Below are 19866 nucleotides of genomic sequence, written 5' to 3' on the forward strand. Positions count from 1 at the left end.
AGACTGATTGATCACAACGGGTGACGCCATACACCCTGCGGTCACGCCTTGTTGGCCTTCGGCACCGGCTCCAGAATCGTCAGCAACAGCACGAAGCTGGCGAACGAACCAATTGCAAGGTAGGTGAACACATAGTTCCAGCCGTAGCTGTCAAGCAATAGACCGGTCAGGAACGGCGTCGCGGCGGCCCCTAGCTGGCCGACCATGTTGACGATCGCGTTGGCCACAGGGAAGGTTTTCTTGGTCGCCAATGCCATTGGGTAGACCATGTATGACGAGAACCCGAAGCTCAGCACTACGCCCGTCGCCATCAGCAACAGACCGTAAGAGAGCGGGTCCGCAGGCGAATGGATCAACAGGTACATCATCACCGACGTACCCAGCGCCGAAAGCAGCATCCCCGGCTTGCGCCGGCCGCCCAACCAACGGTCCGAACAGTAGCCGCCCAACAGATTGCCCAGCACCGCCCCTACCCAAGGCGCTGCCGAGACCAGGCCCATGTTCATCAGCGAGAAGCCTTTGACGCTGATCAGGTAGGTGGGAATCCAGGATAACAGCACGCTCGAGACGCCCAACTGGAAGCAGTACGCCAGCGCGCTTCCCCAGATCAGCCAAGAGCCGAACACCTGGCGCTTGGTCTCCAACGCAGACACTTCGCGCCGACGGATAATGAAGTCCAGGCGCTTGAGGCCCAGTCCTGAAGTCTTGTGCTCGGCGGGTTTAGAGCTGGCGACCTTGTCGAGCGGCGTTTCGTCGGTAATGTAGTCAAGCTCGGCTTGATTCACGAAGCGGCTTTTCGACGGGTGATCGGCAATCATGAAATACCAGGCGATCGACAACAGGATGCCGGGTATCGCAAAGAAGTAGAACACCTCGCGCCAGCCCCAGACCGCGATGATCACGGCGCACAGCGGCGGCACGATGACCGGGCCGAACTTTACCGCAGACAGGAAGATGCCTGAAGCAATGCCCTTTTCCCTCGGCGGGAACCAGTTGTTGATAGTGGTAGTCATGCTGATCGGCAGCGGCCCTTCGGCCAGGCCCAGGCCAAACCGATAGACTTTCAACGCAAGCAGTGAGCCTGCAGTACCCACCAAACCGGTGAGTACCGACGTCATGACCATGGCGGTCGGCAGGATCCGGCTCACGCCCAGTCGGCTGAAGGCCAAGCCCGCCGGGATTTGCGCCAACGCATAGGCGAGCAGGAACAGGCTCATCAGCCCACCCGCTTCTGCGTTGCTCATCTCGAACTCTTTACGGATGAACGGCAGTGCAACGCCGAGATTGGCCCGGTCGGCGGCAGCGATGGTATAGATCGAAAAGATCATGCCAGCCACTATCCACCGGTAAGTGCTGCGCCCTTTGGCCTGTGCAACTTCAACGGTCGACATACTTCATACCTTTGTTTTTGTATTTCGGCGGTAATCTAGGCGCGGCAAAGGTAGAAAAAAAGCGACAAATACTCACCACTTATCATCGCTTTTAGTGGACAATCGCCTCACCCCTAGCGCCTTGTGAGTCTGGCCAAGCCGCTCTAATGGGGGGCTTCTTGACCAAAAGGCAAGCTATGATCACTTTGAAGCAAATCGAGGCTATCTACTGGATTGTCGAGTTGGGCAGCTTTGAAGCGGCGGCGGCCAAACTGAACATGTCCCAATCGGCGATCTCCAAGCGCGTGCAAGAGCTGGAGGACGCCTTTGGCGTCTCGATTTTCGATCGCTCCAAGCGCAGCGCCCGCCTCACCCAGAAAGGCCTGGAGCTGCATGGCTGCGCAGTCGAGATGTTGCGCCAGCGGGATACCCTGCTGGAGCGCGTCAGCTCGAAGGAAACGCTGGTCCGACGTTTCAGGCTCGGCGTCACCGAGCTCACGGCGCTCACCTGGCTACCTACCCTGGTCGAGCAGATCCACCAGACCTATCCCAAGGTCGATCTGGAGCCCTCGATCGAGTTGAGCACCCACCTGTTGCGCCGGCTGGAGGCCGACGAACTCGACCTGATCATCGTGCCCGACATTGTCCGCGACCCCCGTTTCATCAGCACCCCACTGGGCGCTGTCGAAAACTCATGGATGTGCTCACCCTCCCTTTACCCAGGTAACGCGCCAATGAGCCTGCAGTCGCTGTCGTCGTTTACCGTCCTCACCCAAGGTGGCAGTTCAGGCACCGGACAAACCTACGAGCGTTGGCTGGCCGAACACGATGTTCGGTTGACCAAGACCCTCACCAGCAACTACCTGGTCGCCCAGGTTGGGTTGGCGATTTCCGGCGTAGGGCTCAGCTACCTGCCCAGGCACTGCATGAGTACGTTGATCGAGCAGGGCCGCTTGAAGGTCATTCAAACAGATTTGCCGCTGCCGCCAATCAGCTATGTCTGCGTGCATCGGGCTGACCGCTACCAGGGCCTCAGCGGTGAAGTCGCGCGTCTGGCGCAAGGCGCCTGCGATTTCACTCGCCTTATCATTACTTAAGGCGATTGTTTTTTATCAATAAATATCGCTAAAAGTAACCGCAGTTCTCTCCTACCATCGGCGTCTACCACGCTGGTTCAAGTCATTCAGGAGATTGTCATGCTGTTACCCGGGTCTCGTATCCTGCCGTCGCCAACCCTCGCCCCTGCGCACATGGTCGAATCGTTCCAATCGGTCGTAACCCCGCACATCAGCGACAACCTCGGGCGACACATTGGCGCGCGTGGGCTTACCCGTTACAACACATCGGGCAAAATTGTTGGTACCGCACTGACCGTGAAGACCCGCCCGGGCGACAACCTGTTCATCTACAAGGCGCTGACGCTGATTGAGCCGGGTCACGTACTGGTCATCGACGCCCAGGGTGACACCAACAACGCTGTCATCGGCGAATTGATCAAGCTCTATGCAGAGCAGCGCGGCTGCGTGGGTTTCATCGTCGACGGGGCGATTCGCGATGTCGACAGCTTCAAGTCCACCCCTTGCTATGCCCGGGCGGTGGTTCACTGCGGCCCGTACAAGAGCGGTCCGGGCGAAATCAACGTGCCGGTTTCGGTTGGCGGCATGATCGTTTCGCCCGGTGATATCATCGTGGCGGATGAAGACGGCATCGTTGCGTTCCCTCAGGAACTCGCCGAACAGGTGCTGGGCAAAGCACGCGAGCACGAGGCTCACGAAGAAGCGGTCAAGGCAGAGATCGCCACCGGTGCGCTGGACCAGTCGTGGCTCGACAAAGTCCTGGAAAAAGCAGGTCTCGCGAACTGAGGCGAACCTTCTGTCGTCTCAATAATCCTGATCGATCGTTGTTGAACGAGGTCAGATTTTTCTGCCCTCGTGCTCGAGTTGGGCCGCGCACACTCTGCGCTCGGGTTTCGTCACCGAAGCCGGCCGTCAGGGTGTGCCACTCGGTGAAATCATGGCCATGACCGAACATCGCAGTGTCAGTACGGTGATGGGCTACTTACAGGCAGGATCGTTGCTAAGTAGTCGTGCCACCCAGCTATTCACAGCTCAATCTTCGCTAGAGGGCGACGCTGACGACGCCCAGAACAGCATAACAAACGCACCTGTTCTCTGACCGACTCCGGTTAGACTATCCCGCGTCACCACAACTCAGGTAGCCAGTCCGCGCACCGCAAAAGCCGCTACACCTCATGAACGGCTCTGTATGGGATCAGTCGAGACCGACGTCATTCAGGACACCGTCAGCCGTACTCAAGAGCACCTCTGTGCCGTAACGCATCAAGAGCTACAGGCAGCCTTGCCTTGCTAACAACAGCAGCTCTGCCTTTGCGCCCCACACCTCAACTAGCTTGGAGGCACGGGCCTGGATGAATTGTCTGCGCTTGACCGGTCGCATTGCCTGTCCCCCTCAGGGATGGGGCGCAACGGCAGACGAAACCGGGTCAAGGAAGATCAATTGCAAGGGCTCCGCCAACAGCTGGTCGGCCTGCTCGGCAAAACGCTGGAAGTGTGCGGTGGCCAAGTGCGTGTCCAGGGCCTGCTGGTGGTCGAACGCTTCGCGCATGTAGAACGTCCCGGGCTCGTCGCTGCGTTCGAACAGCATGTAGTCGCGGTTGCCGGGCTCCGCTCGGGTTGGCTCAATCAAGGCCAGCAAGGCCGCTTTCAGTGCCGGTGCCTGGCCTTGCCTGGCCTTGAGGATGGCAAGGGAAAATAGGGGTTGATCCTGTCGGTTCATATCGTACTCCTGCAAGTGCTCAATGGGTCGGTGCCGGCGCCGCATCAATCTTCAGACGCATCAAGGCATAGGGTTTCTGCCGCAGGTCCCGCCCACCCTGGAATAACGCCTGCCGGTGAAGTTGGTTGGCAATGAAATACAGGTAGCCGTCCGGCCCGATCGACAGGGTGTCGGGCCAGAGCAGTCGCGGATCATGTACCAAAGTCTGCCAGCGCCCGTCCGGCCAGCGCTTGCGGATGGCGTTATGCTCGTAATCGCCGGCATAGACAGCGCCCTCGGCGTCGGCCTCCATTCCGTCGGAGGCGCCCTTTTCACCGAGGTCCTTCACGGCTGCGGCGAGTTGTATCTCGCTGATGGCAGGATCGCGCAACAAGGCGGTGGAAATGGCATACAAGTGCCGGCTCGACAGCGGTGTGAAGTAGAGCGTCTGGCCATCGGCCGACAAGGCGATGCCATCGGACGCCACCGACAACGGTTTCGAGGTGCCATCTGGCTGGCCAGCCATCACTGGCGTTCCCTCGACCACTGGGATGAAGTCCGGTGCCACGGAGGTCGAGGTGGCGCCACTGAGGCGCCGCGTGGCGCGTCCGCTGGCGATGTCCATCACGATAATGGCACCTGGACCGCGGAGCGAAGAGTCAGTCACATAGACCGTTCCTTCGGCACCGTGGCGAAAGTCGAAGCGCATGTCATTGACGTAGGTACTTGGCAGCATCACGTTTTCCGGGAACACCAACCGCTTGACGATCCGGTTGTTTGCCAGATCGACGGCGATCAGCTTCGCGCCTCCTGGGCGCGGCGACTTGAACCCCGGTGCCGCAGTGTCCAGCAGCCAGACGCGGCCCCGGCCGTCGGCCACCACGCTCTGCACGCTTATCAGCCCCTTTCCGGGGTCCTTCGGGTCCTCTTGATTCACCGACAGGTCCGGAAATGGCCGGATCTCGCCGTCCCGAAGCTCGCCGACGGTGAATGGCACCTTGTCGCCCCATCGCGGATAGTTGACGAAGATGCGCCCGGTCTCGGTGACGGTAACGCCTGTCGGCATGGCGTCATAGAATGCATGGACCTGTTCGAGCGTACCGAATGCCCGCTCTGCAGGCGCATGCGGAGAAAGCGCGTCGGCATCGATAACCTGCGCAGAGGACATACCTGCCGTCAATGCTGCGCAGAGAAACACGGTTTGTTTAAGCATGCTTGCTCCTGGCGGAACGGATCGGCCGGTCCGCCGTTGTCTGTCAAATAGGCCTCAGAAGCCTTCCAAAACGATCTTGCCGCACGCCTTGCCACTCTCGATCAGCGCATGGGCACGGCGCATGTTGGCGGCATTGATGGCGCCGAAATGCTGGCCCAGGGTGGTGCGCAGGATGCCTTGGTCGATCAGCCCGGCGACGCGCTCGAGCAGTTCGTGCTGGCGCACCATGTCGTCGGTTTCGTAAAGCGAGCGGGTGAACATCAACTCCCAATGCAGCGACAGCGACTTGCGCTTGAGCGGCATGACGTCCAGGGTCTGCGGGTCGTCGATCACGCCCAGGCGACCTTGTGGTCGCAGCACTTCAACCAGTTGCGCAAAGTGCTGATCAGTATGGGTGAGGCTGGCGACATGGCTGACTGACTCGATCCCCAAGGCCTGCAGTTGCCCTTGCAGCGGCGCACGGTGATCGATGACGTGATGGGCGCCCAGTTCGCGCACCCAGTTGCCGGTCTCGGCGCGGGAGGCCGTGCCGATAACTGTCAGGCGGGTCAGTTGCCGGGCCAACTGCACCAGCATCGAACCGACGCCGCCGGCAGCGCCAACGATCAGCAGGGCATCGCCCTCCCCGCCGCCTTCCATGATGCCCAAGCGATCGAACAGCAGTTCCCAGGCGGTGATGGCCGTCAGCGGAAGCGCGGCTGCCTGTGCTGCACCCAGGCTACGTGGTTGATGCCCGACGATACGTTCGTCAACCAGGTGATATTCGCTATAGCTGCCGGGCCTGGCGATGGAACCTGCGTAGTAAACCTGGTCACCTGGCTTGAACAGGGTCACCTGCCGCCCGACCTCACGGACGATACCGGCCGCGTCCCAGCCAAGTATTTTTGGCTCACGCATGAAAGTGCCGGCGCGCACCTTGGTGTCAACGGGGTTTACCGACACGGCTTTGACCTCGACCAGAAGGTCCCTGGGCCCAGGGCTGGGTTTGGGCATGAAGATGTCTTGAAGAGACGCTGGGTGCTCAATAGGCAAGCCGTTGTGGATGAAACTGATCGCTTTCATAGGCACTCGCTACTGGATATGGTTTGATTCGTGAACCCAGTCTGGCGTGTCCGGCCCTTGGGAGAAACGGGCCCTACTCGTGAACACTTTCATTGCAGGAGTGATAATGATCCGTCTCGACGACCTGAGCATCTTCGTTCGCAGCGCCGCGCTGGGCAGCTTTACCGCGGCGGCCCACGAGGCCGACCTGCTGCCCGGCCAGGCGGCCGAGGCAGTCAAGCGCCTGGAGCGTGAGCTGGATGTGCGGTTGTTTGCCCGTACCACGCGCAGTTTGCGCCTGACAGCCGAAGGCGAGCAGTACCTGCCCTCGGCCCTGGTCGCCCTGGAAGCCCTCAGGCACGGGCGCGACAACCTGCGTCAGGAAAGCGCACAGCTCAGCGGAACGTTGCAGGTGGCCGCCCCCTCCGATCTGGGGCGCAACGTGCTGTTGCCCTGGCTCACGGCGTTTCGCCGAGAGCATCCACAATTGAACCTGCGCTTCTTTCTCTCCGACCAGATCGCCGATCTGTTCCGCGATCCGGTGGATGTCGCGATCCGCTACGGCCTGAACGCCGACGCCAACTATATAGCCCTACCACTGGCGCCTTGGAACCGTAAGGTGCTGGTGGCCTCGCCCGAATACCTGGCGCAGCAAGGCACCGTGCAAGCCCCCGAAGACCTGCCCGAACACCAGTGCTTGCTGTACATGCAGCAGGGCCGGGTCTACGACAAATGGCAGCTGGGAGCGCAAACCGTCCAAGTGCGTGGCGCCCTGCTCTGCGATGACGCTGATATCGCCCGGCGCTGGGCGGTAGCCGGCGAAGGTATCACCTACAAATCCTGGCTGGATGTGAGCGACGACGTGCTGGCGGGACGACTCGTCGTACTGTTGCAGGATCACCCCGGGCCGACCATGCCGCTGAGCCTGGTGTGCCCGCACCGCAAGCAGTTGTCGCCTGCGGTGAGGCAGTTGCATGCCTGGTTGTCTTGCCGCTTCGCCGGGCTCGAGCGCGACTGATCAAATGGAAGTTGCTGAAGCGCCCCTCAGTGCGGCGCCTCGAGCAAGTCCGGTCGATATCCGCCGCTTCCGGGTGTACACCCACAAGACGGCAAAGGCGATGACCAACGAGCCCGGCAACCACGCGACCACTGGCAGTCGTCATGCCGGCGCCCCCCATCAAGTTGATCAGCAGTGCCCCGCCTCGGGGTAGCAAAGAGCAACCGTCTGACTACCCGACAATCAGATCCGACCGTGGGCGTTTGGCCGTTCAAACTGGCCACTACCACCTATACTGCCGAAGCACTGTCGGCGACGTGGCGACAAGTCGTTTCGCCCCGCCTCAGGCCTGCGCCCGCTGTCGTATGACCATGGCGCTTGTGCAGTACGTGCAACCACTCTCAAACGGAAGGAGAATGTCGCATGAATATGAACAAGTTCTTGCTGGGAGCTATCACGTTACTGTTTGCCACCGTGGCCAGTGCTGATATTCCGCAGCTCAACTACGACTGCCCGACTAATATCGCCGTGCATGCGGATCAGGGCGGGCCGGTGTTCATCAATGGCAAGGAGGCCAAACTGAAGAAATTTAATGACAACGCCTATGAAGCTAAGGGCTCTGGCGTGGTGATTTCCCTCACGCGGAATCCAGATGAATCATGGGACTTATCCTATACCGGTAAAGGCGGGGCCAACGGGTTTTGCAAGCCAGCGACACCGGGTGCGGCGAGTGCCAGTAGCGCCAATGGCACATCTACCACCAGAAAGGCGGAGAAAGCCTGCCTGGCCGAGGTGGCGAAGATGACCGGCGTGGCCGTCAGCAAACTTTCGGTGACCGACGTCATGACCGCCGAAGCGGGAATTGGCGTGACGATCAACGTACCTGACGCGGACGCTCCTTGGTCGTGCCTGTCCGATGCCAGTGGCAAAGTCCAAGGTGCAAGTTATACCGGATCTGAAGGCAATCTCTGAATCGCACCCAACAGGGCGATAATGAAGAACGTACAGTCATTGAGTATATGAGTGCCCGTGGATACCCAGATGTTCTTCGTCATGATGTAGGGAAGCAGCAGAATCAGCCGCGCGCTGCCGATGACAACGAACGCCTGCACCACATTCCAATCATAGGTCGGCAAGTGCGCAGCGCCAAAGAGCAGGGCCGACAAGAGCCAGGCACCGACGATCGCCCTCTTGCGTGACCAGTGCAGCCGCGTGATGAGGAACGTCATCATTGCGAGGAATGGCAAAATCGTCAGCACCTCCTCGCCCAATAGCTGCGGCAGCGTCTTGAGAAAGAAGAGCAGGTGCTCGACTGGTGTTTGCGTCGCCATCCCGGCGAAAACTGGGTTCGAGTGCATGCCTATGGTCTTCATGACCACAAGGCCGATGACCATGGTGACCACGATGTTGGTAACCGTCTGGCCAACTCACCTCTCAGTACACAGACCAGCTCAGACAATAACGAGTGGAAAACAAAGCCTTGCCCGCAGGTATACCCATTGAATAAGCCTGTATCTGACGTAGCTCATGCGGAGCTTGGCAGCGGGTCGCAATAGACGATGGCTTCATTGTATACTTCTGCTCCGCATACCCCTTGAGCTACAGGAAAATCAGCATGACTGTACTCCAAACGATCTACTGGCAGCCTACGCCGCCTTAGCGCTACGCCCCCTCGCAACAACCTGCTTCCGCTAGCCTCGCTCGCGGGTGCGCACTGCTGTACGCCTGGTTTTACACCTTAAGCACACAGCAAAAAATCCTCAAAATTTGAATGTGTATCGATTCGCTCGCCATTCCCTTGGCGTGCGCGATGCTTTGCCTTGGATATTTCTATGCTGCAAAAACTTAGGAAAACGTGGTTTTCCAACGTCCGTGCGGACGTGCTCGCGGGGCTGGTGGTCGCACTCGCGCTGATCCCGGAAGCCATCGCCTTTTCCATCATCGCCGGGGTAGATCCCAAAGTCGGTCTCTACGCCTCCTTCTGTATCTGTGCTGTCATCGCCTTTGTCGGCGGACGCCCCGGAATGATCTCGGCGGCGACAGGCGCCATGGCACTGTTGATGGTTACGCTGGTAAAAGAGCATGGACTCCAGTACCTGCTGGCGGCGACTCTACTATGTGGCGTACTTCAAATCCTTGCCGGCTACCTGAAGCTTGGCTCGTTGATGCGCTTTGTTTCACGCTCGGTAGTCACAGGCTTCGTAAACGCATTGGCGATCCTGATTTTTATGGCGCAATTGCCTGAGCTGACCAATGTCACCTGGCATGTCTATGCCATGACCACTGCGGGCCTGGGAATCATCTACCTGTTTCCGTATGTACCGAAAATCGGCAAGCTGATCCCCTCTCCATTGGTGTGCATTCTGACGCTGACTGCCATCGCCATTTACCTCGGTTTGGATATCCGCACCGTCGGTGACATGGGCCAACTGCCTGATACGCTCCCGATCTTCCTCTGGCCTGAAGTTCCGCTGAATTTTGAAACCCTGCGCATCATTTTCCCGTACTCGGCTGCGTTGGCAGTAGTGGGTCTACTCGAATCAATGATGACCGCGACCATCGTCGACGACCTTACCGACACCACCAGCAACAAAAACCGCGAGTGCAAAGGCCAGGGTGTGGCCAACATCGCTGCCGGCATGCTTGGCGGCATGGCAGGTTGCGCCATGATCGGCCAGTCGATCATCAACGTGAAGTCTGGTGGCCGCACCCGTCTCTCGACATTGTGTGCCGGCGTTTTCCTGCTGCTGATGGTGGTATTTCTTGGCGAATGGCTCTCCAGAATCCCTATGGCGGCACTCGTGGCTGTGATGATCATGGTGTCCATCGGCACCTTTAGCTGGGATTCTTTGCGTAATCTGAAAGAGCATCCGCTGTCGACCAACCTCGTCATGGTGGCGACCGTCGTGGTCGTCGTGGCCACTCACAACCTAGCCTACGGCGTACTGGTAGGTGTGCTGCTGGCTTCGCTGTTCTTTGCCAATAAGGTTGGGCACTACCTGGATATCAAGAGCACACTGGAAGAGACGGAATCGCATCGGACTTACCACGTCGTGGGCCAGGTGTTCTTTAGCTCTGCGGATAAGTTCACTGAGGTTTTTGACTTCAAGGAAGCGCTCAACAAGGTCACCATCGATCTCACACAGGCGCATTTCTGGGATATCACCGCCGTCGCAGCGCTGGATAAGGTCGTGATCAAGTTCCGCCGTGAAGGCGCGGAGGTTGAAGTGCTCGGTCTTAATGAAGCCAGCGCAACAATTGTTGACCGCTTCGGCGTGCATGACAAACCCGGTGCCGTCGACAAGCTCATGAGCCACTAAGGAGAACGACAATGACCCGCGTAATGGCATGCATTGATAACTCACAATCCTCATTGGCGGTCTGCGATTACGCAGCATGGGCCTCGCAACGACTCAGCGCTCCCCTGACCTTGCTTCATGTGCTGGATAAGGAGAAATATCCTGCATCCGCTGACCTCAGCGGCAATATCGGCCTCGGTAGCAGAGAACATCTACTGGAAGAGTTGGCCATGCTGGATGCGCAGCGGGCAAAACTGGCCTTGGAGCATGGGCAGCACATGCTTGAAAAAGCTCGCGAGCGAACAGTCCACTCTGGCACCATGTTACCTGATATGAAGCAGCGCCATGGCCATCTCGTCGAGAGCCTGAGCGATCTCCAAGACGATATTCGGTTAGTGGTAATTGGACGAGTCGGTGAGGACAGCACGCGCAGTGCCCAAAGTCTTGGCAGCCAGATTGAAGCGGTAGTCCGAACTATCCAGCGCCCCATCCTGATTACAACCAGCCATTTCAGGAAACCTGAAACGGTCATGGTGGCATTTGACGGCAGCGCTACAGGCCACAAGACCGTACAGATGCTTGCTTCAAGCCCGCTATGCGAAGGCCTGCCAATTCATGTCGTCATGGTTGGAACGGATTCTGAAGACAACCAGAACGCGCTGGAGAAGGCACGAACCACGCTTGCCTCTTCTGGCTCGCTGGTGCATACCGAGATCCGCCCAGGCGAAGTAGAGTCGACACTGCATGCATATCAGGCAGAGCACGGCATTGACCTCTTGGTCATGGGGGCGTACGGGCACTCACGCATCAGGCAGTTTCTGATAGGCAGCACGACCACGACGATGCTGCGTACATCCACTGTACCCGTATTGCTGCTTCGCTGAGCCAGTTCCACTGGCCACAGTATTTCCAGAACTGCGGAAATGCCGTGCCCACCTTGGACGATGACTAACTGATCTTGCCGTAACGAGACCACATGCGACTCATAACTGAAATTGTTCACCCCGAGCTGAAATCCAAGCAGGGCAGAGTATTCCGTCGACATGCAGCACGCGGCATCGTGATGCGGGGTGAACAGATCCTGTTGCTGTTCACCGAGCGCTATAACGACTTCAGCTTTCCTGGAGGCGGCCTTGATGGTGACGAGGACATTGTCACAGGCCTGAAGCGTGAGCTTGAGGAAGAGACTGGTGCTCGTGAAATACAGGTGCTCCAGCACTACGGTTACATCGAGGAGTACCGGCCCTACTGGAAGCCACAGTACGATCTGATGCACATGACCTCGCATTTTTATCAATGCGAAGTAGCGCCCCAGCTAGAGCCCGTGAGAATGGAAAGCCACGAAATCGCTAATGGTATGCGGCCTGTCTGGATCAACCTTCATGAAGCCATCACGCACAATGAAGCCGTTATGCAGCGTCACGAGTCTTCGATGGGGCAATCAATTCTGCGCGAAACCTACATGCTGAGAAAAGTCGTTTCCGAATTGTTGATGCCAATCAGCCTCTGAGCTGACTATTTGGCGAAGTCCACTTAGTCTGTCTCAGGCAAGCATCCAATGCTGCGGGAGTAATCGCGTGATTTCGCTCGCCCGCTGTGGATCGTGCCCATTCATACGCGCCGACTGGATCAGGCTCATGATTGCCGCCGCCCTTTTTGCACTTCGCAGCGACCCGGCAAATAACCAGTTCGAGCGCCCAAGCGCCCAGGGCCGGATCAAATTCTCGATCTGGTTATTGTCGATGGGCACAGCACCATCTTCCAGGTAGCGCGTCAGCGCTACCCAGCGTTTAAGGCCGTAATCCAGGGCCTTGGCCGTGGCCGAACCCTCGGGCCAAAATAGCTACCGGGTGATTGGCACACATTTCTACCAGACCCACCCCGATGGTCTCGACGAATTTACGGAGTTGACCACCCTCCTCACCTATTTCGCCCAGCTGTATAGCTTGGACAAAACATAATCCTGGGCAAGGTACTCTTGCTCCAAACGGATAATGCTTTGCGCAGATTTGATAAGCGACTCAAACAGCAGGCGCTCCTCCGACAGTAAACCCACAGCAGGAAGGCTCGTTGAGCGCGGCTCCTCCACGGAAAAATCCATGTGCGCCATTAAGGTCTCGTGATCCATCATCAAGGCCGTAATCCCTGGCAGTGCCTGCCTGGCGTGAGCAAGAATAGTCAGCCCCCAGCTGTCGATGTCTCCCCAATACGCTACATCCCGCTCGGCGAGCCATGGAGCCATACGCCATTGGGTGTTCCGGCCACCGCCAAAGATGGCGACAGTGTCTGGAAGTTCGGGCAAGGCGTAGCCAGGCTTGGTGTTCTCCACGACCAACACCCTGCGACCAGGTAATGGTCGCGCCAAAAACTCTTCGAGGGGAATCTGGAATACTGAGAAGCCACCCATTTGCTGCCTAAGTTCTGGACACAAGGGTCGAATATAGAGCCAGTTGCTCGGGGTTTGCAGGCAGCCGAGCCAGGCCTCCAGCCCACCGGCTTCACACAGTGCCCCTTTGTGTATGACATCAAGCAAGGTGGTCAGCAGAGGTGTGTGCGTTTCCAGAAATTTGGTATCAACCCCTTGTACAGGCACCCCCCGCAGGTAACACCCATCCCCCATACCCTGACGCAACTGTGGCAGAACATTCGCCATCTGCTGGGCAGCCCGATGACTCATTTGCTCGACTACAAGAATCTGGCGAATGAGGGTGTCATACAGATTTCGATCCACTGCCAGAAGGGGCTCCATGAGTGCCGCCCAGATTTGAGAACGCTGGACGGCTGCCGGCCCGATGGCTTCAATCAACTCTTTAACATTCGAAAGATCAAGCCGCTCCGGTACCTCGACATCTCCCACCACTCGATACCTGCGGGTTACCCACTTAACCTGACTTGGCTTGCTCCATTGCCGCCAGGCATTGACCCAGTTGTGGAAGTGGTCAATGTCCATCAATGCATCGCCAGCCGCTGGTGGCTTAAGCGGCAAGCTGATCGGAAAGCGCCGCATGCCCTGCAGGCGCCCCCGTAGATTGGTTGCGTTATTCCACTCAAGGCGCTCGACCTCGCGCATGACCTCGGTTGGCAAACGCCCCCAACTGCGCATTAGCGTTGCTCCATCTGAATGCCCAGGCCTTCAGCGACCCCGGCCAATTGAGTTTGCTTGGCTTCCCGGCGTTCAGCGCTTTGCTGGTCGAGTTGCTCCCAAGTGATCTGGCTCAGGCGACTTTCATGGCCATCGATCTTACGCTCGGCAATGATCAGAGATCGGGCTGAATCACGAGCCAGGTTCAGGTTCTTGTAGGGTGTAATCAAGTTGACGTGAATTTTAAGCTCACGGAACACCCGCAGCACGCGGCGACTCACCTTATCGGCAGTGTTGGAGAAGGCTTCATCCAGGAAAACGGTACAGTACATCGGGTGCGGAGCACCATCCGGGGTCAACACATAGGCCAAGCTTGCCGCCACGATGATGCCGGCAAACGATTCCTTCTCCCCACCGGACTTGCCTGACGATGAGCGAAGTACATCACGCACGGCGCCGGTTTCCTTCACGATTTCGTTGGCATAGAACGTCATGCGGTAGCGCGAATCGAGGAGGCGTTGACTTTCCAGATTAATGGCGGTGGCTGAATTGGTCGCCTTTTCTAGCTTGCTGATCAGACTGCAAAGCTCTAGGAACCGAGCCTCGTGATCAACGCTTGAGGCATGTTTAAGCACCGAGCCCAACAGGGCTGTGAATTCTTTGACATGCGCGTAATGCTCATCCTCATGTTTCAGCAGCAGAAACGTGCCGTGGTTGAACTCAGTACGCTCCAGCACTTCGTTAATGGTGGCGATACGATCTTGAATGTCCTCACGCTCGTCATCAATGGCCCGTTGCATGCGGCCCAGGGACTGGGTGGTATTGTTGTTTAACCGCTGCTGGAAGCGTTCAACCAGGTCCGGCAGGCCCTCGTTATTAAGCTTGTCGAGGTAGTCGATGTAATCCTGGCGACCCTCGATAGTCGTCAACCAGTCATTGGCAACCAACGGCCACTTTGTCTTGAAGCTGTTGATAATCGCGATCATGCGACCGTTGTAGTGAGTCGCTCGTTTGCCAATCGAGTTCAATGCATCACTCAGGAACTCTCGCTGGGTTTTCTCCAGTTGATGGAGTTTATCCAGATGTTCCAGGGTAAGAATGCCAACACGCAGGGCCAGTGAGCTGCGCACCGTATCTACCAAACCTGCACTGGCAGCCTGGGCTGCAACTTGCCGACTTTTGTTGGCCTGCTGAATTTCCAACTCGAGCCCGCCTACCTCTCTGGCATTTTGGTTTTGCGCAGTGCGGATTTCCTGGAGCTCTTTTTTAGCCTGTTCAAGCAGCGCTTTGGCCTTACTCAGATCGCTGTCTGGAGCATTGAGGGCCGCAAGGTCGTTCTTGAGGGTGTCCAGGTGTTGCTCGGCCAAAGTAACGTCGATTTGATCCCACAGGGTTTGAGCCACACGCTTCCAGATGGCCTCAGAGGCCACCAAGTTGTCCATTTCCTGACGTTTCACAGCTTCGTCGGATCGGGCGGAATCGAGCCCATTCCGCAGGCGCTCCCCCTCTTCCTGCAATGCTGCCAGCCGGCTGAGGTTGTTGAATCCGAGGTACCAGTTCTTTTTATCGTCGACGCGTGTCCCGTCCTTCTTCTCAAAACGCCCCTTCTCCATCTGTACCAGGCCCTCGCGGGTCATTGAGTAAGGAGTATCATTGAGCACTTCTGCTGAATCCACACAGTGCAGGTCGACACGCGCCAGATGGCGCTTTAGCCATTCACGATACGGGTGTTCTTTCCATTCCAGTTTGCGCAGGAATCCGTCGCCGAGGAACTCCGGGTTACGCTCGGTTTTGCTGACAACCTGGACGCGAACATGCAGGCCGGTGTGCCGGCTGTTTACCCAGCCCGTCACCATGCGGAACTTGTCTTCGGGCACCAGCAACGTTGTCCGGTGGCCCCCAAGCGCCCGCTCAATTGCCCCGCGCCACGGGGCTTCGGTACTGCGCACATCGAGGAGCTCACCGATGAATACGACGCCATCCTTGTTGAGTTGCAGGCTCTCAACCATCTCGTCCCGCAGGCGCTGAAAGGCGGCGTCAATGTTGGAGTTGGGCCGCTTCTCAATTTCACTGATCTGGGCCTGCAGGCTCTTTATCTGTTGGGTAATGCCCGAGAGAATGCCACGCGACTCACCGAAAGCATTTTTCGCGTCGTCAATCTGAGCGGGTAAATCAACCAGGACAGCTTTGGCCGAAGCGATGTTGTCCCGCACGGCGCTCGCCGTAAGCGTTTCAGCAAGCGCAAGATCACGAGTGTCCTTCTGATAATCATGGGCCTTATTGATCGTGGTCTGGTAGCCCTTCTCCGCATCCGCAACCTCACGCCGCAGGCTATCAAGGCGATCACCGCCCTGCTGTTGGTAGGCGTGTAAAAGTGAGGTTACACGCTCCTCAGTCTGCGACGCCGACACAGCCAAACGCTTACCGTCCGACGTCAGGTCATCCAGCGAGCGATCCAGATCTTCACAGCGCAGTTCCCAGAGTCGGTTGCCCTGCTCACCGAAGAATGCCGTCAACCCAGCGGCCTCTGAATTGACCTGCCCTTGCTCCTCCAACGAACGCTCATAGTTCCGGTTATGGTCTGGCAGGATGCTCAGCACCTCCTTTTGCTGCTTGGCTGTATCCAGCTCATTGTGGACGGCGATCAGATCGTCGAATTCCTTGACAACCCCAGTAGCCAGATCGCGAACTTTGCTGGGCTCCAGCACCAGTTCACGGATCAGCGCTGTGAGGTCATCAATCTTCTTCAGACCCAATGCACGCTGCAGCAGCGCCGGCGCATTGGAGTTTTCCATGCGTAGCAGCCGGGTGAAATACTCTTGGTAGGCAGAAAAACTGTTGTCAAAGTGCTTAAGCATTGGGTCGTCATCGACATACTGCTTGAGCTGGCGCACGTTGTTGGAACCAAACTGCTGCAGGAGCACTTCCAAACTGACATTCCGCTTACCCACCAGGTAGAAACGCTTGAGGTCAGTCATGGAGGCGCCGGCCTGGCGAATCCAGAACATGGACACCAACGTGATCAAGGAGCCGTCGTCGGCCCGGTACAGGGCACGCAACGCGGTCATGGTGGCGCCATCGCGCTTCATCAGGTTGAGGGTCTGGGAACCGTCGTGTGCTGTCCCGTAATTACCGCGAATATAGGACATTAGGTTGCGATCTGAACGATCACCTTGCGAGGCTGCGATGTTGAATGACGTTTGCCCAGGTCGATTGAGCAGCGCCATGTGCGCATCGATGAGCGTCGACTTACCCGCACCGTTATCACCGGTGATCAGGGTGCCTTCAGGGTCGATCACTGCCGTGTGCAACCCGTGGAAGGAACCCCAGTTGTAAACCGAGATCTCCGCTAGGCGGATTTGTCCTGTAGAGAATAGATCGCCGAAGCTGGTACTGGTCATGTCAGGCATCGTCTTCTACCTCTTGTTGATCCATCACACTCCCCTGGTCGGCCAGCCGCTGGTACTCGCTTAGGAGGGTATTCAGGAAGTCGGCATTGACCACGTACCGAATGACCGGGGTAATTTCCAATCGGTCACCGTCGCCGCGCACATTCGCCAGCAGGCGCTTATCGCGCAGCTTGGCTATAGAGCCATTGAGGGTCTTGCGCTCAAGAGCGCTGCTGTTGGTCAGCTTCAAGAAAGGGGTCATGAGTTCGGCGATGGTGTCGATATCGATCATCACCTTGTTCTCACCAATGACTTCCCGCTCTTGGTAGTACTTGCGCAACACCAGCAACACCAAGGTGTCGTAAAGCGGCATGGTGCGTTTTCCAACCAGGCTTGAGCCATCCTCGTCTGTCAGATCCCCGAACTCGGATTCACTCAAGTCCTGCTCGAGCAGGATAGCAATGCCTGCTTTCTGGTCTAACGTCATACGCAGCAACATGTTGGCCAGATGAGCGGTGATGAGTGCTTGGTGCTGGCACAGCGCTTCAAAAGCCAGGCGTTTCTTTTCCGCCCGCACAACACCCGTGTTCAACAGCAGCCTCAGGGCCCGGCGAGCCTCCGCCGGCATAATGCCTTGGACAACCTCTGATTCAGGTTGGCCGGCCACTTCGTCAAGTTCGCCGGGCTGCTCCTGCTCCGCCAGTCCATCTTCCGGGTGTTCTGTTGCGGCCAGTGTCGGTACTGCCACCTGGCGGTAAGTGTCGAAGAGCGACGGTGCCAAAGCATCGTTGTTTGGGGCTTCACGGTTCATAGGGGCAGGCTCTCTAAATTCTCCGGGAACAGGTCGGCGCTCAGGAGTAGCACCGGAATTTTGGCCCGTATGGTCTGGCCTTGTCGGTCAGCGACCACCAGATGCTCGACGCCCTCAAGGGAAACCGCTTCAATTGCTTTGGCGATGCGGACAAGGGCGACCAACTCCTCAAGCCCGCCCTGAATAGGGTGCAACTCGGCGATCTGAGCCAGACTCATCGGCCCTTGGCTTTTGAGCAGTTCGCGCATGGCTTCGGCCACCTCCTGAATATTCACCGCCTCCAGACACTCAAGAATGGTGTCACTCACAGTGGTCTGGTTACTTTGCGGAACCACCTTGCTGGTATCCAGGCTGGCTTGCGGTTGCATCAGTCGAATGCTCGATGGCGAGCTAACCGAGAATGGCCCGCTGGCGACATGTACCTTCAGTGAGGTGCGTGGGCCAATGTCTTGATCCTTAAAGGTGACGGCCAGTTTTTCCAGTTGGCGTAACACCTGCTCGACTGCCCTGCGTTCACTCTGAGCACCAGCCTCGACAAACGACCTGAGGCTTTCCTGGGTGCGGCGACGTACCGAAATTACCCGTTGACTTTCGCGACTCAGCTCACGCACCAGATGTGTGAGAAAACGGATTTCTTGTGTATTCAGGTGGGATCTGGCAATCGGACGATTCAAAATCGATCGGATTTGCTCGCGGAATTCTACGCTCCGGTTCTCGTCGCAGAGGAGTCTGAAGAAGCCGTCAAACGCCTGACCAGCGTCTGTCTGCAAAAGTGCCTCTTCATTATCCAGAAGGTTCTGGATGACCAGGCCACGACCGCCTTCTGATTCGATCATCTGCACACGGATGCTCTGGTCAAGTTGACGGATGTCATCCTCAACACGGCGAAAATCACCGGTTAACTCGGAGGCCATCTGGTAGACACCGCGTACTCGCTCACGCTGTTCGGCACTGGGTAGCTCGCACACGATGCCTGCTTCCAGCCGCAAGACTTCTTCATTCAGTTCTGCCAACCGTTCACGCAGTACGAGCAAACGCTCTTCAGCACTCGGGTTGAGAGCGACTGCCAGGTCTCTTACAGCGTCTTGGACTCGGCGTAGGTGGGTGGCAGATGTCGTGGTATCCCTGCTCTCAAGACCCTCGACAAATCGCAGTGCCTGCTGAAAGGCGTCAGTGCGGGTCAGGTGGTCATCATGCTCACGCATCCAGCCGGCATGGATCCAGTTGCGCAGGTGCGAGTTGGCGTTGTCTTGCATGCCATACGCTTCCTGCCAGGTCGGCAATTCCGCCTCAAGGGCGGCTTTAGCCCGTGCGAACAACACCTCCTGTTCGTCAACAAACAGGCTGTCGATGAACGCCAGGATGATCGGTGCCGAATCTGCACGCAGCAAGCGCCAGGCGGACTGTTCACTCTGCAAACGACGATAACGCGCTTGCTTCTCGTACAAACTCATCGCACCTCTCTAGTCGGCAGTCTTGCAGCGAGTTTACAGGATTGATTTGGGTCGCATTTCACGGTTAGGCAGCCTACGCCATAGATCGGCCAGCAAGGTTGTCAGCATGAGCAACTGCAGATCATTGCGCCGGATCACGCCTTTGCTTCAGGGCTAACAAGCAGTGGCAGCAGCTCCGAAACTAACGCCTGCGCAGCCTGTTCGTACCCTTCGCGCCAACAATGCGGTCTGCGCCACGAAGCTCGACCAGCACATCAGATCCCGAGGCGCTTCCAGCGCCAGTACCATTCGTTCCGATACTGTCATCACGAACTTCCTCCACTGACTAAGAATAGACTGCTCGAGATTCTGCCAGAGAGCTGTCGACATGCACGTCGAATTACGCCCAACCTCTGTAAAAAGCCATCACGGCGCTACCTTCCATTTTCACCGCAG

At 57.7% G+C, this 19866-nt stretch carries 16 protein-coding genes and 2 pseudogenes; 8 read left to right on the forward strand and 10 right to left on the reverse strand.

What is annotated here, in order from left to right:
- Positions 1 to 41: 41 nt before the first annotated feature.
- Positions 42 to 1391, reverse strand: a complete 1350-nt coding sequence (locus HU770_RS17055) for an MFS transporter (protein ID WP_186653165.1) — start codon at positions 1389 to 1391, stop codon at positions 42 to 44.
- 176 nt (positions 1392 to 1567) lie between these two features.
- On the opposite strand from HU770_RS17055, the gene HU770_RS17060 reads away from it, so the two are divergent.
- The 3 genes and pseudogenes from HU770_RS17060 to HU770_RS27120 form a co-directional block, all read left to right on the forward strand.
- Complete coding sequence (locus HU770_RS17060; protein ID WP_186653163.1) at positions 1568 to 2467, forward strand: LysR family transcriptional regulator; 900 nt, start codon at positions 1568 to 1570, stop codon at positions 2465 to 2467.
- A 99-nt stretch (positions 2468 to 2566) separates the two neighbouring features.
- The gene (locus HU770_RS17065) at positions 2567 to 3232 is read left to right on the forward strand and encodes an RraA family protein (protein ID WP_186653161.1); all 666 of its coding nucleotides are present in this window, start codon (positions 2567 to 2569) and stop codon (positions 3230 to 3232) included.
- Positions 3233 to 3311: 79 nt separating this feature from the next.
- A pseudogene (locus tag HU770_RS27120) lies at positions 3312 to 3545 on the forward strand (integrase); the annotation flags it as partial.
- 294 nt (positions 3546 to 3839) lie between these two features.
- On the opposite strand, the gene HU770_RS17070 reads toward HU770_RS27120, so the two are convergent.
- The 3 genes from HU770_RS17070 to HU770_RS17080 are packed head-to-tail and all read right to left on the reverse strand — an operon-like array spanning position 3840 to position 6420.
- Positions 3840 to 4166 carry a putative quinol monooxygenase gene (locus tag HU770_RS17070; protein WP_186653159.1) on the reverse strand — a complete coding sequence of 109 codons (327 nt, stop codon included), beginning with the start codon at positions 4164 to 4166 and terminating at the stop codon, positions 3840 to 3842.
- A gap of 19 nt (positions 4167 to 4185) precedes the next feature.
- Complete coding sequence (locus HU770_RS17075) at positions 4186 to 5358, reverse strand: L-dopachrome tautomerase-related protein (protein ID WP_186653157.1); 1173 nt, start codon at positions 5356 to 5358, stop codon at positions 4186 to 4188.
- 54 nt (positions 5359 to 5412) lie between these two features.
- Positions 5413 to 6420 (reverse strand): zinc-binding alcohol dehydrogenase family protein, encoded by a 1008-nt coding sequence (locus HU770_RS17080; RefSeq protein ID WP_186664483.1) that lies wholly within the window; start codon positions 6418 to 6420, stop codon positions 5413 to 5415.
- Between the two features lie 106 nt (positions 6421 to 6526).
- Between HU770_RS17080 and HU770_RS17085 the strand changes: the two genes are divergently transcribed.
- Together HU770_RS17085 and HU770_RS27360 are read left to right on the forward strand one after the other, a co-directional pair.
- Positions 6527 to 7417, forward strand: a complete 891-nt coding sequence (locus HU770_RS17085; RefSeq protein WP_186653151.1) for a LysR family transcriptional regulator — start codon at positions 6527 to 6529, stop codon at positions 7415 to 7417.
- Positions 7418 to 7819: 402 nt separating this feature from the next.
- Positions 7820 to 8368, forward strand: coding sequence for a hypothetical protein (locus HU770_RS27360; protein WP_346014123.1), 549 nt, complete (start codon positions 7820 to 7822; stop codon positions 8366 to 8368).
- On the opposite strand, the gene HU770_RS17095 is transcribed toward HU770_RS27360, so the two are convergent.
- Positions 8341 to 8790: a CPBP family intramembrane glutamic endopeptidase gene (locus HU770_RS17095; RefSeq protein ID WP_238347501.1), complete on the reverse strand. Its 450-nt coding sequence runs from the start codon at positions 8788 to 8790 to the stop codon at positions 8341 to 8343. The two genes, HU770_RS27360 and HU770_RS17095, sit on opposite strands and share 28 nt — an antisense overlap.
- 438 nt (positions 8791 to 9228) lie before the next feature.
- Between HU770_RS17095 and HU770_RS17100 the strand changes: the two genes are divergently transcribed.
- The 3 genes from HU770_RS17100 (at position 9229) to HU770_RS17110 (ending at position 12205) form a co-directional block, all read left to right on the forward strand.
- Positions 9229 to 10716 (forward strand): SulP family inorganic anion transporter, encoded by a 1488-nt coding sequence (locus HU770_RS17100; protein ID WP_186664487.1) that lies wholly within the window; start codon positions 9229 to 9231, stop codon positions 10714 to 10716.
- 11 nt (positions 10717 to 10727) lie between these two features.
- Positions 10728 to 11579, forward strand: coding sequence for a universal stress protein (locus HU770_RS17105; protein ID WP_186664489.1), 852 nt, complete (start codon positions 10728 to 10730; stop codon positions 11577 to 11579).
- A 92-nt stretch (positions 11580 to 11671) separates the two neighbouring features.
- A complete protein-coding gene (locus tag HU770_RS17110) occupies positions 11672 to 12205 on the forward strand; it encodes an NUDIX domain-containing protein (RefSeq protein WP_186664491.1) in 534 nt (177 codons plus the stop codon).
- 33 nt (positions 12206 to 12238) lie between these two features.
- Here the strand turns inward: HU770_RS17110 and HU770_RS17115 are convergent.
- The 5 genes and pseudogenes from HU770_RS17115 to HU770_RS17135 form a co-directional block, all read right to left on the reverse strand.
- Positions 12239 to 12523 (reverse strand): annotated as a pseudogene (locus tag HU770_RS17115) (transposase); the annotation flags it as partial.
- Positions 12524 to 12619: 96 nt separating this feature from the next.
- Complete coding sequence (locus HU770_RS17120) at positions 12620 to 13798, reverse strand: DUF3322 and DUF2220 domain-containing protein (RefSeq protein WP_186664493.1); 1179 nt, start codon at positions 13796 to 13798, stop codon at positions 12620 to 12622.
- Positions 13798 to 17178 (reverse strand): ATP-binding protein, encoded by a 3381-nt coding sequence (locus HU770_RS17125; RefSeq protein ID WP_238347497.1) that lies wholly within the window; start codon positions 17176 to 17178, stop codon positions 13798 to 13800. Before HU770_RS17125 ends, HU770_RS17120 begins: the two co-directional genes overlap by 1 nt.
- 1 nt (position 17179) lies before the next feature.
- A complete protein-coding gene (locus tag HU770_RS17130) occupies positions 17180 to 17977 on the reverse strand; it encodes a DUF4194 domain-containing protein (RefSeq protein WP_186664497.1) in 798 nt (265 codons plus the stop codon).
- Positions 17974 to 19431: a DUF3375 domain-containing protein gene (locus tag HU770_RS17135; RefSeq protein WP_186664500.1), complete on the reverse strand. Its 1458-nt coding sequence runs from the start codon at positions 19429 to 19431 to the stop codon at positions 17974 to 17976. Before HU770_RS17135 ends, HU770_RS17130 begins: the two co-directional genes overlap by 4 nt.
- Between the last annotated feature and the right edge of the window lie 435 nt (positions 19432 to 19866).

The organism is Pseudomonas sp. SWRI68 (assembly GCF_014269165.1).
Lineage (GTDB): Bacteria > Pseudomonadota > Gammaproteobacteria > Pseudomonadales > Pseudomonadaceae > Aquipseudomonas > Aquipseudomonas capeferrum.

What these genes read in the sequence shown, in the direction of transcription:
- HU770_RS17055 (WP_186653165.1), bottom strand. Translation starts at nt 1,391, where the DNA reads ATGTCGACCGTTGAAGTTGCACAGGCCAAAGGGCGCAGCACTTACCGG.
- HU770_RS17060 (WP_186653163.1), top strand. Translation starts at nt 1,568, where the DNA reads ATGATCACTTTGAAGCAAATCGAGGCTATCTACTGGATTGTCGAGTTG.
- HU770_RS17065 (WP_186653161.1), top strand. Translation starts at nt 2,567, where the DNA reads ATGCTGTTACCCGGGTCTCGTATCCTGCCGTCGCCAACCCTCGCCCCT.
- HU770_RS17070 (WP_186653159.1), bottom strand. Translation starts at nt 4,166, where the DNA reads ATGAACCGACAGGATCAACCCCTATTTTCCCTTGCCATCCTCAAGGCC.
- HU770_RS17075 (WP_186653157.1), bottom strand. Translation starts at nt 5,358, where the DNA reads ATGCTTAAACAAACCGTGTTTCTCTGCGCAGCATTGACGGCAGGTATG.
- HU770_RS17080 (WP_186664483.1), bottom strand. Translation starts at nt 6,420, where the DNA reads ATGAAAGCGATCAGTTTCATCCACAACGGCTTGCCTATTGAGCACCCA.
- HU770_RS17085 (WP_186653151.1), top strand. Translation starts at nt 6,527, where the DNA reads ATGATCCGTCTCGACGACCTGAGCATCTTCGTTCGCAGCGCCGCGCTG.
- HU770_RS27360 (WP_346014123.1), top strand. Translation starts at nt 7,820, where the DNA reads ATGAATATGAACAAGTTCTTGCTGGGAGCTATCACGTTACTGTTTGCC.
- HU770_RS17095 (WP_238347501.1), bottom strand. Translation starts at nt 8,790, where the DNA reads ATGGTCATCGGCCTTGTGGTCATGAAGACCATAGGCATGCACTCGAAC.
- HU770_RS17100 (WP_186664487.1), top strand. Translation starts at nt 9,229, where the DNA reads ATGCTGCAAAAACTTAGGAAAACGTGGTTTTCCAACGTCCGTGCGGAC.
- HU770_RS17105 (WP_186664489.1), top strand. Translation starts at nt 10,728, where the DNA reads ATGACCCGCGTAATGGCATGCATTGATAACTCACAATCCTCATTGGCG.
- HU770_RS17110 (WP_186664491.1), top strand. Translation starts at nt 11,672, where the DNA reads ATGCGACTCATAACTGAAATTGTTCACCCCGAGCTGAAATCCAAGCAG.
- HU770_RS17120 (WP_186664493.1), bottom strand. Translation starts at nt 13,798, where the DNA reads ATGCGCAGTTGGGGGCGTTTGCCAACCGAGGTCATGCGCGAGGTCGAG.
- HU770_RS17125 (WP_238347497.1), bottom strand. Translation starts at nt 17,178, where the DNA reads ATGACCAGTACCAGCTTCGGCGATCTATTCTCTACAGGACAAATCCGC.
- HU770_RS17130 (WP_186664497.1), bottom strand. Translation starts at nt 17,977, where the DNA reads ATGAACCGTGAAGCCCCAAACAACGATGCTTTGGCACCGTCGCTCTTC.
- HU770_RS17135 (WP_186664500.1), bottom strand. Translation starts at nt 19,431, where the DNA reads ATGAGTTTGTACGAGAAGCAAGCGCGTTATCGTCGTTTGCAGAGTGAA.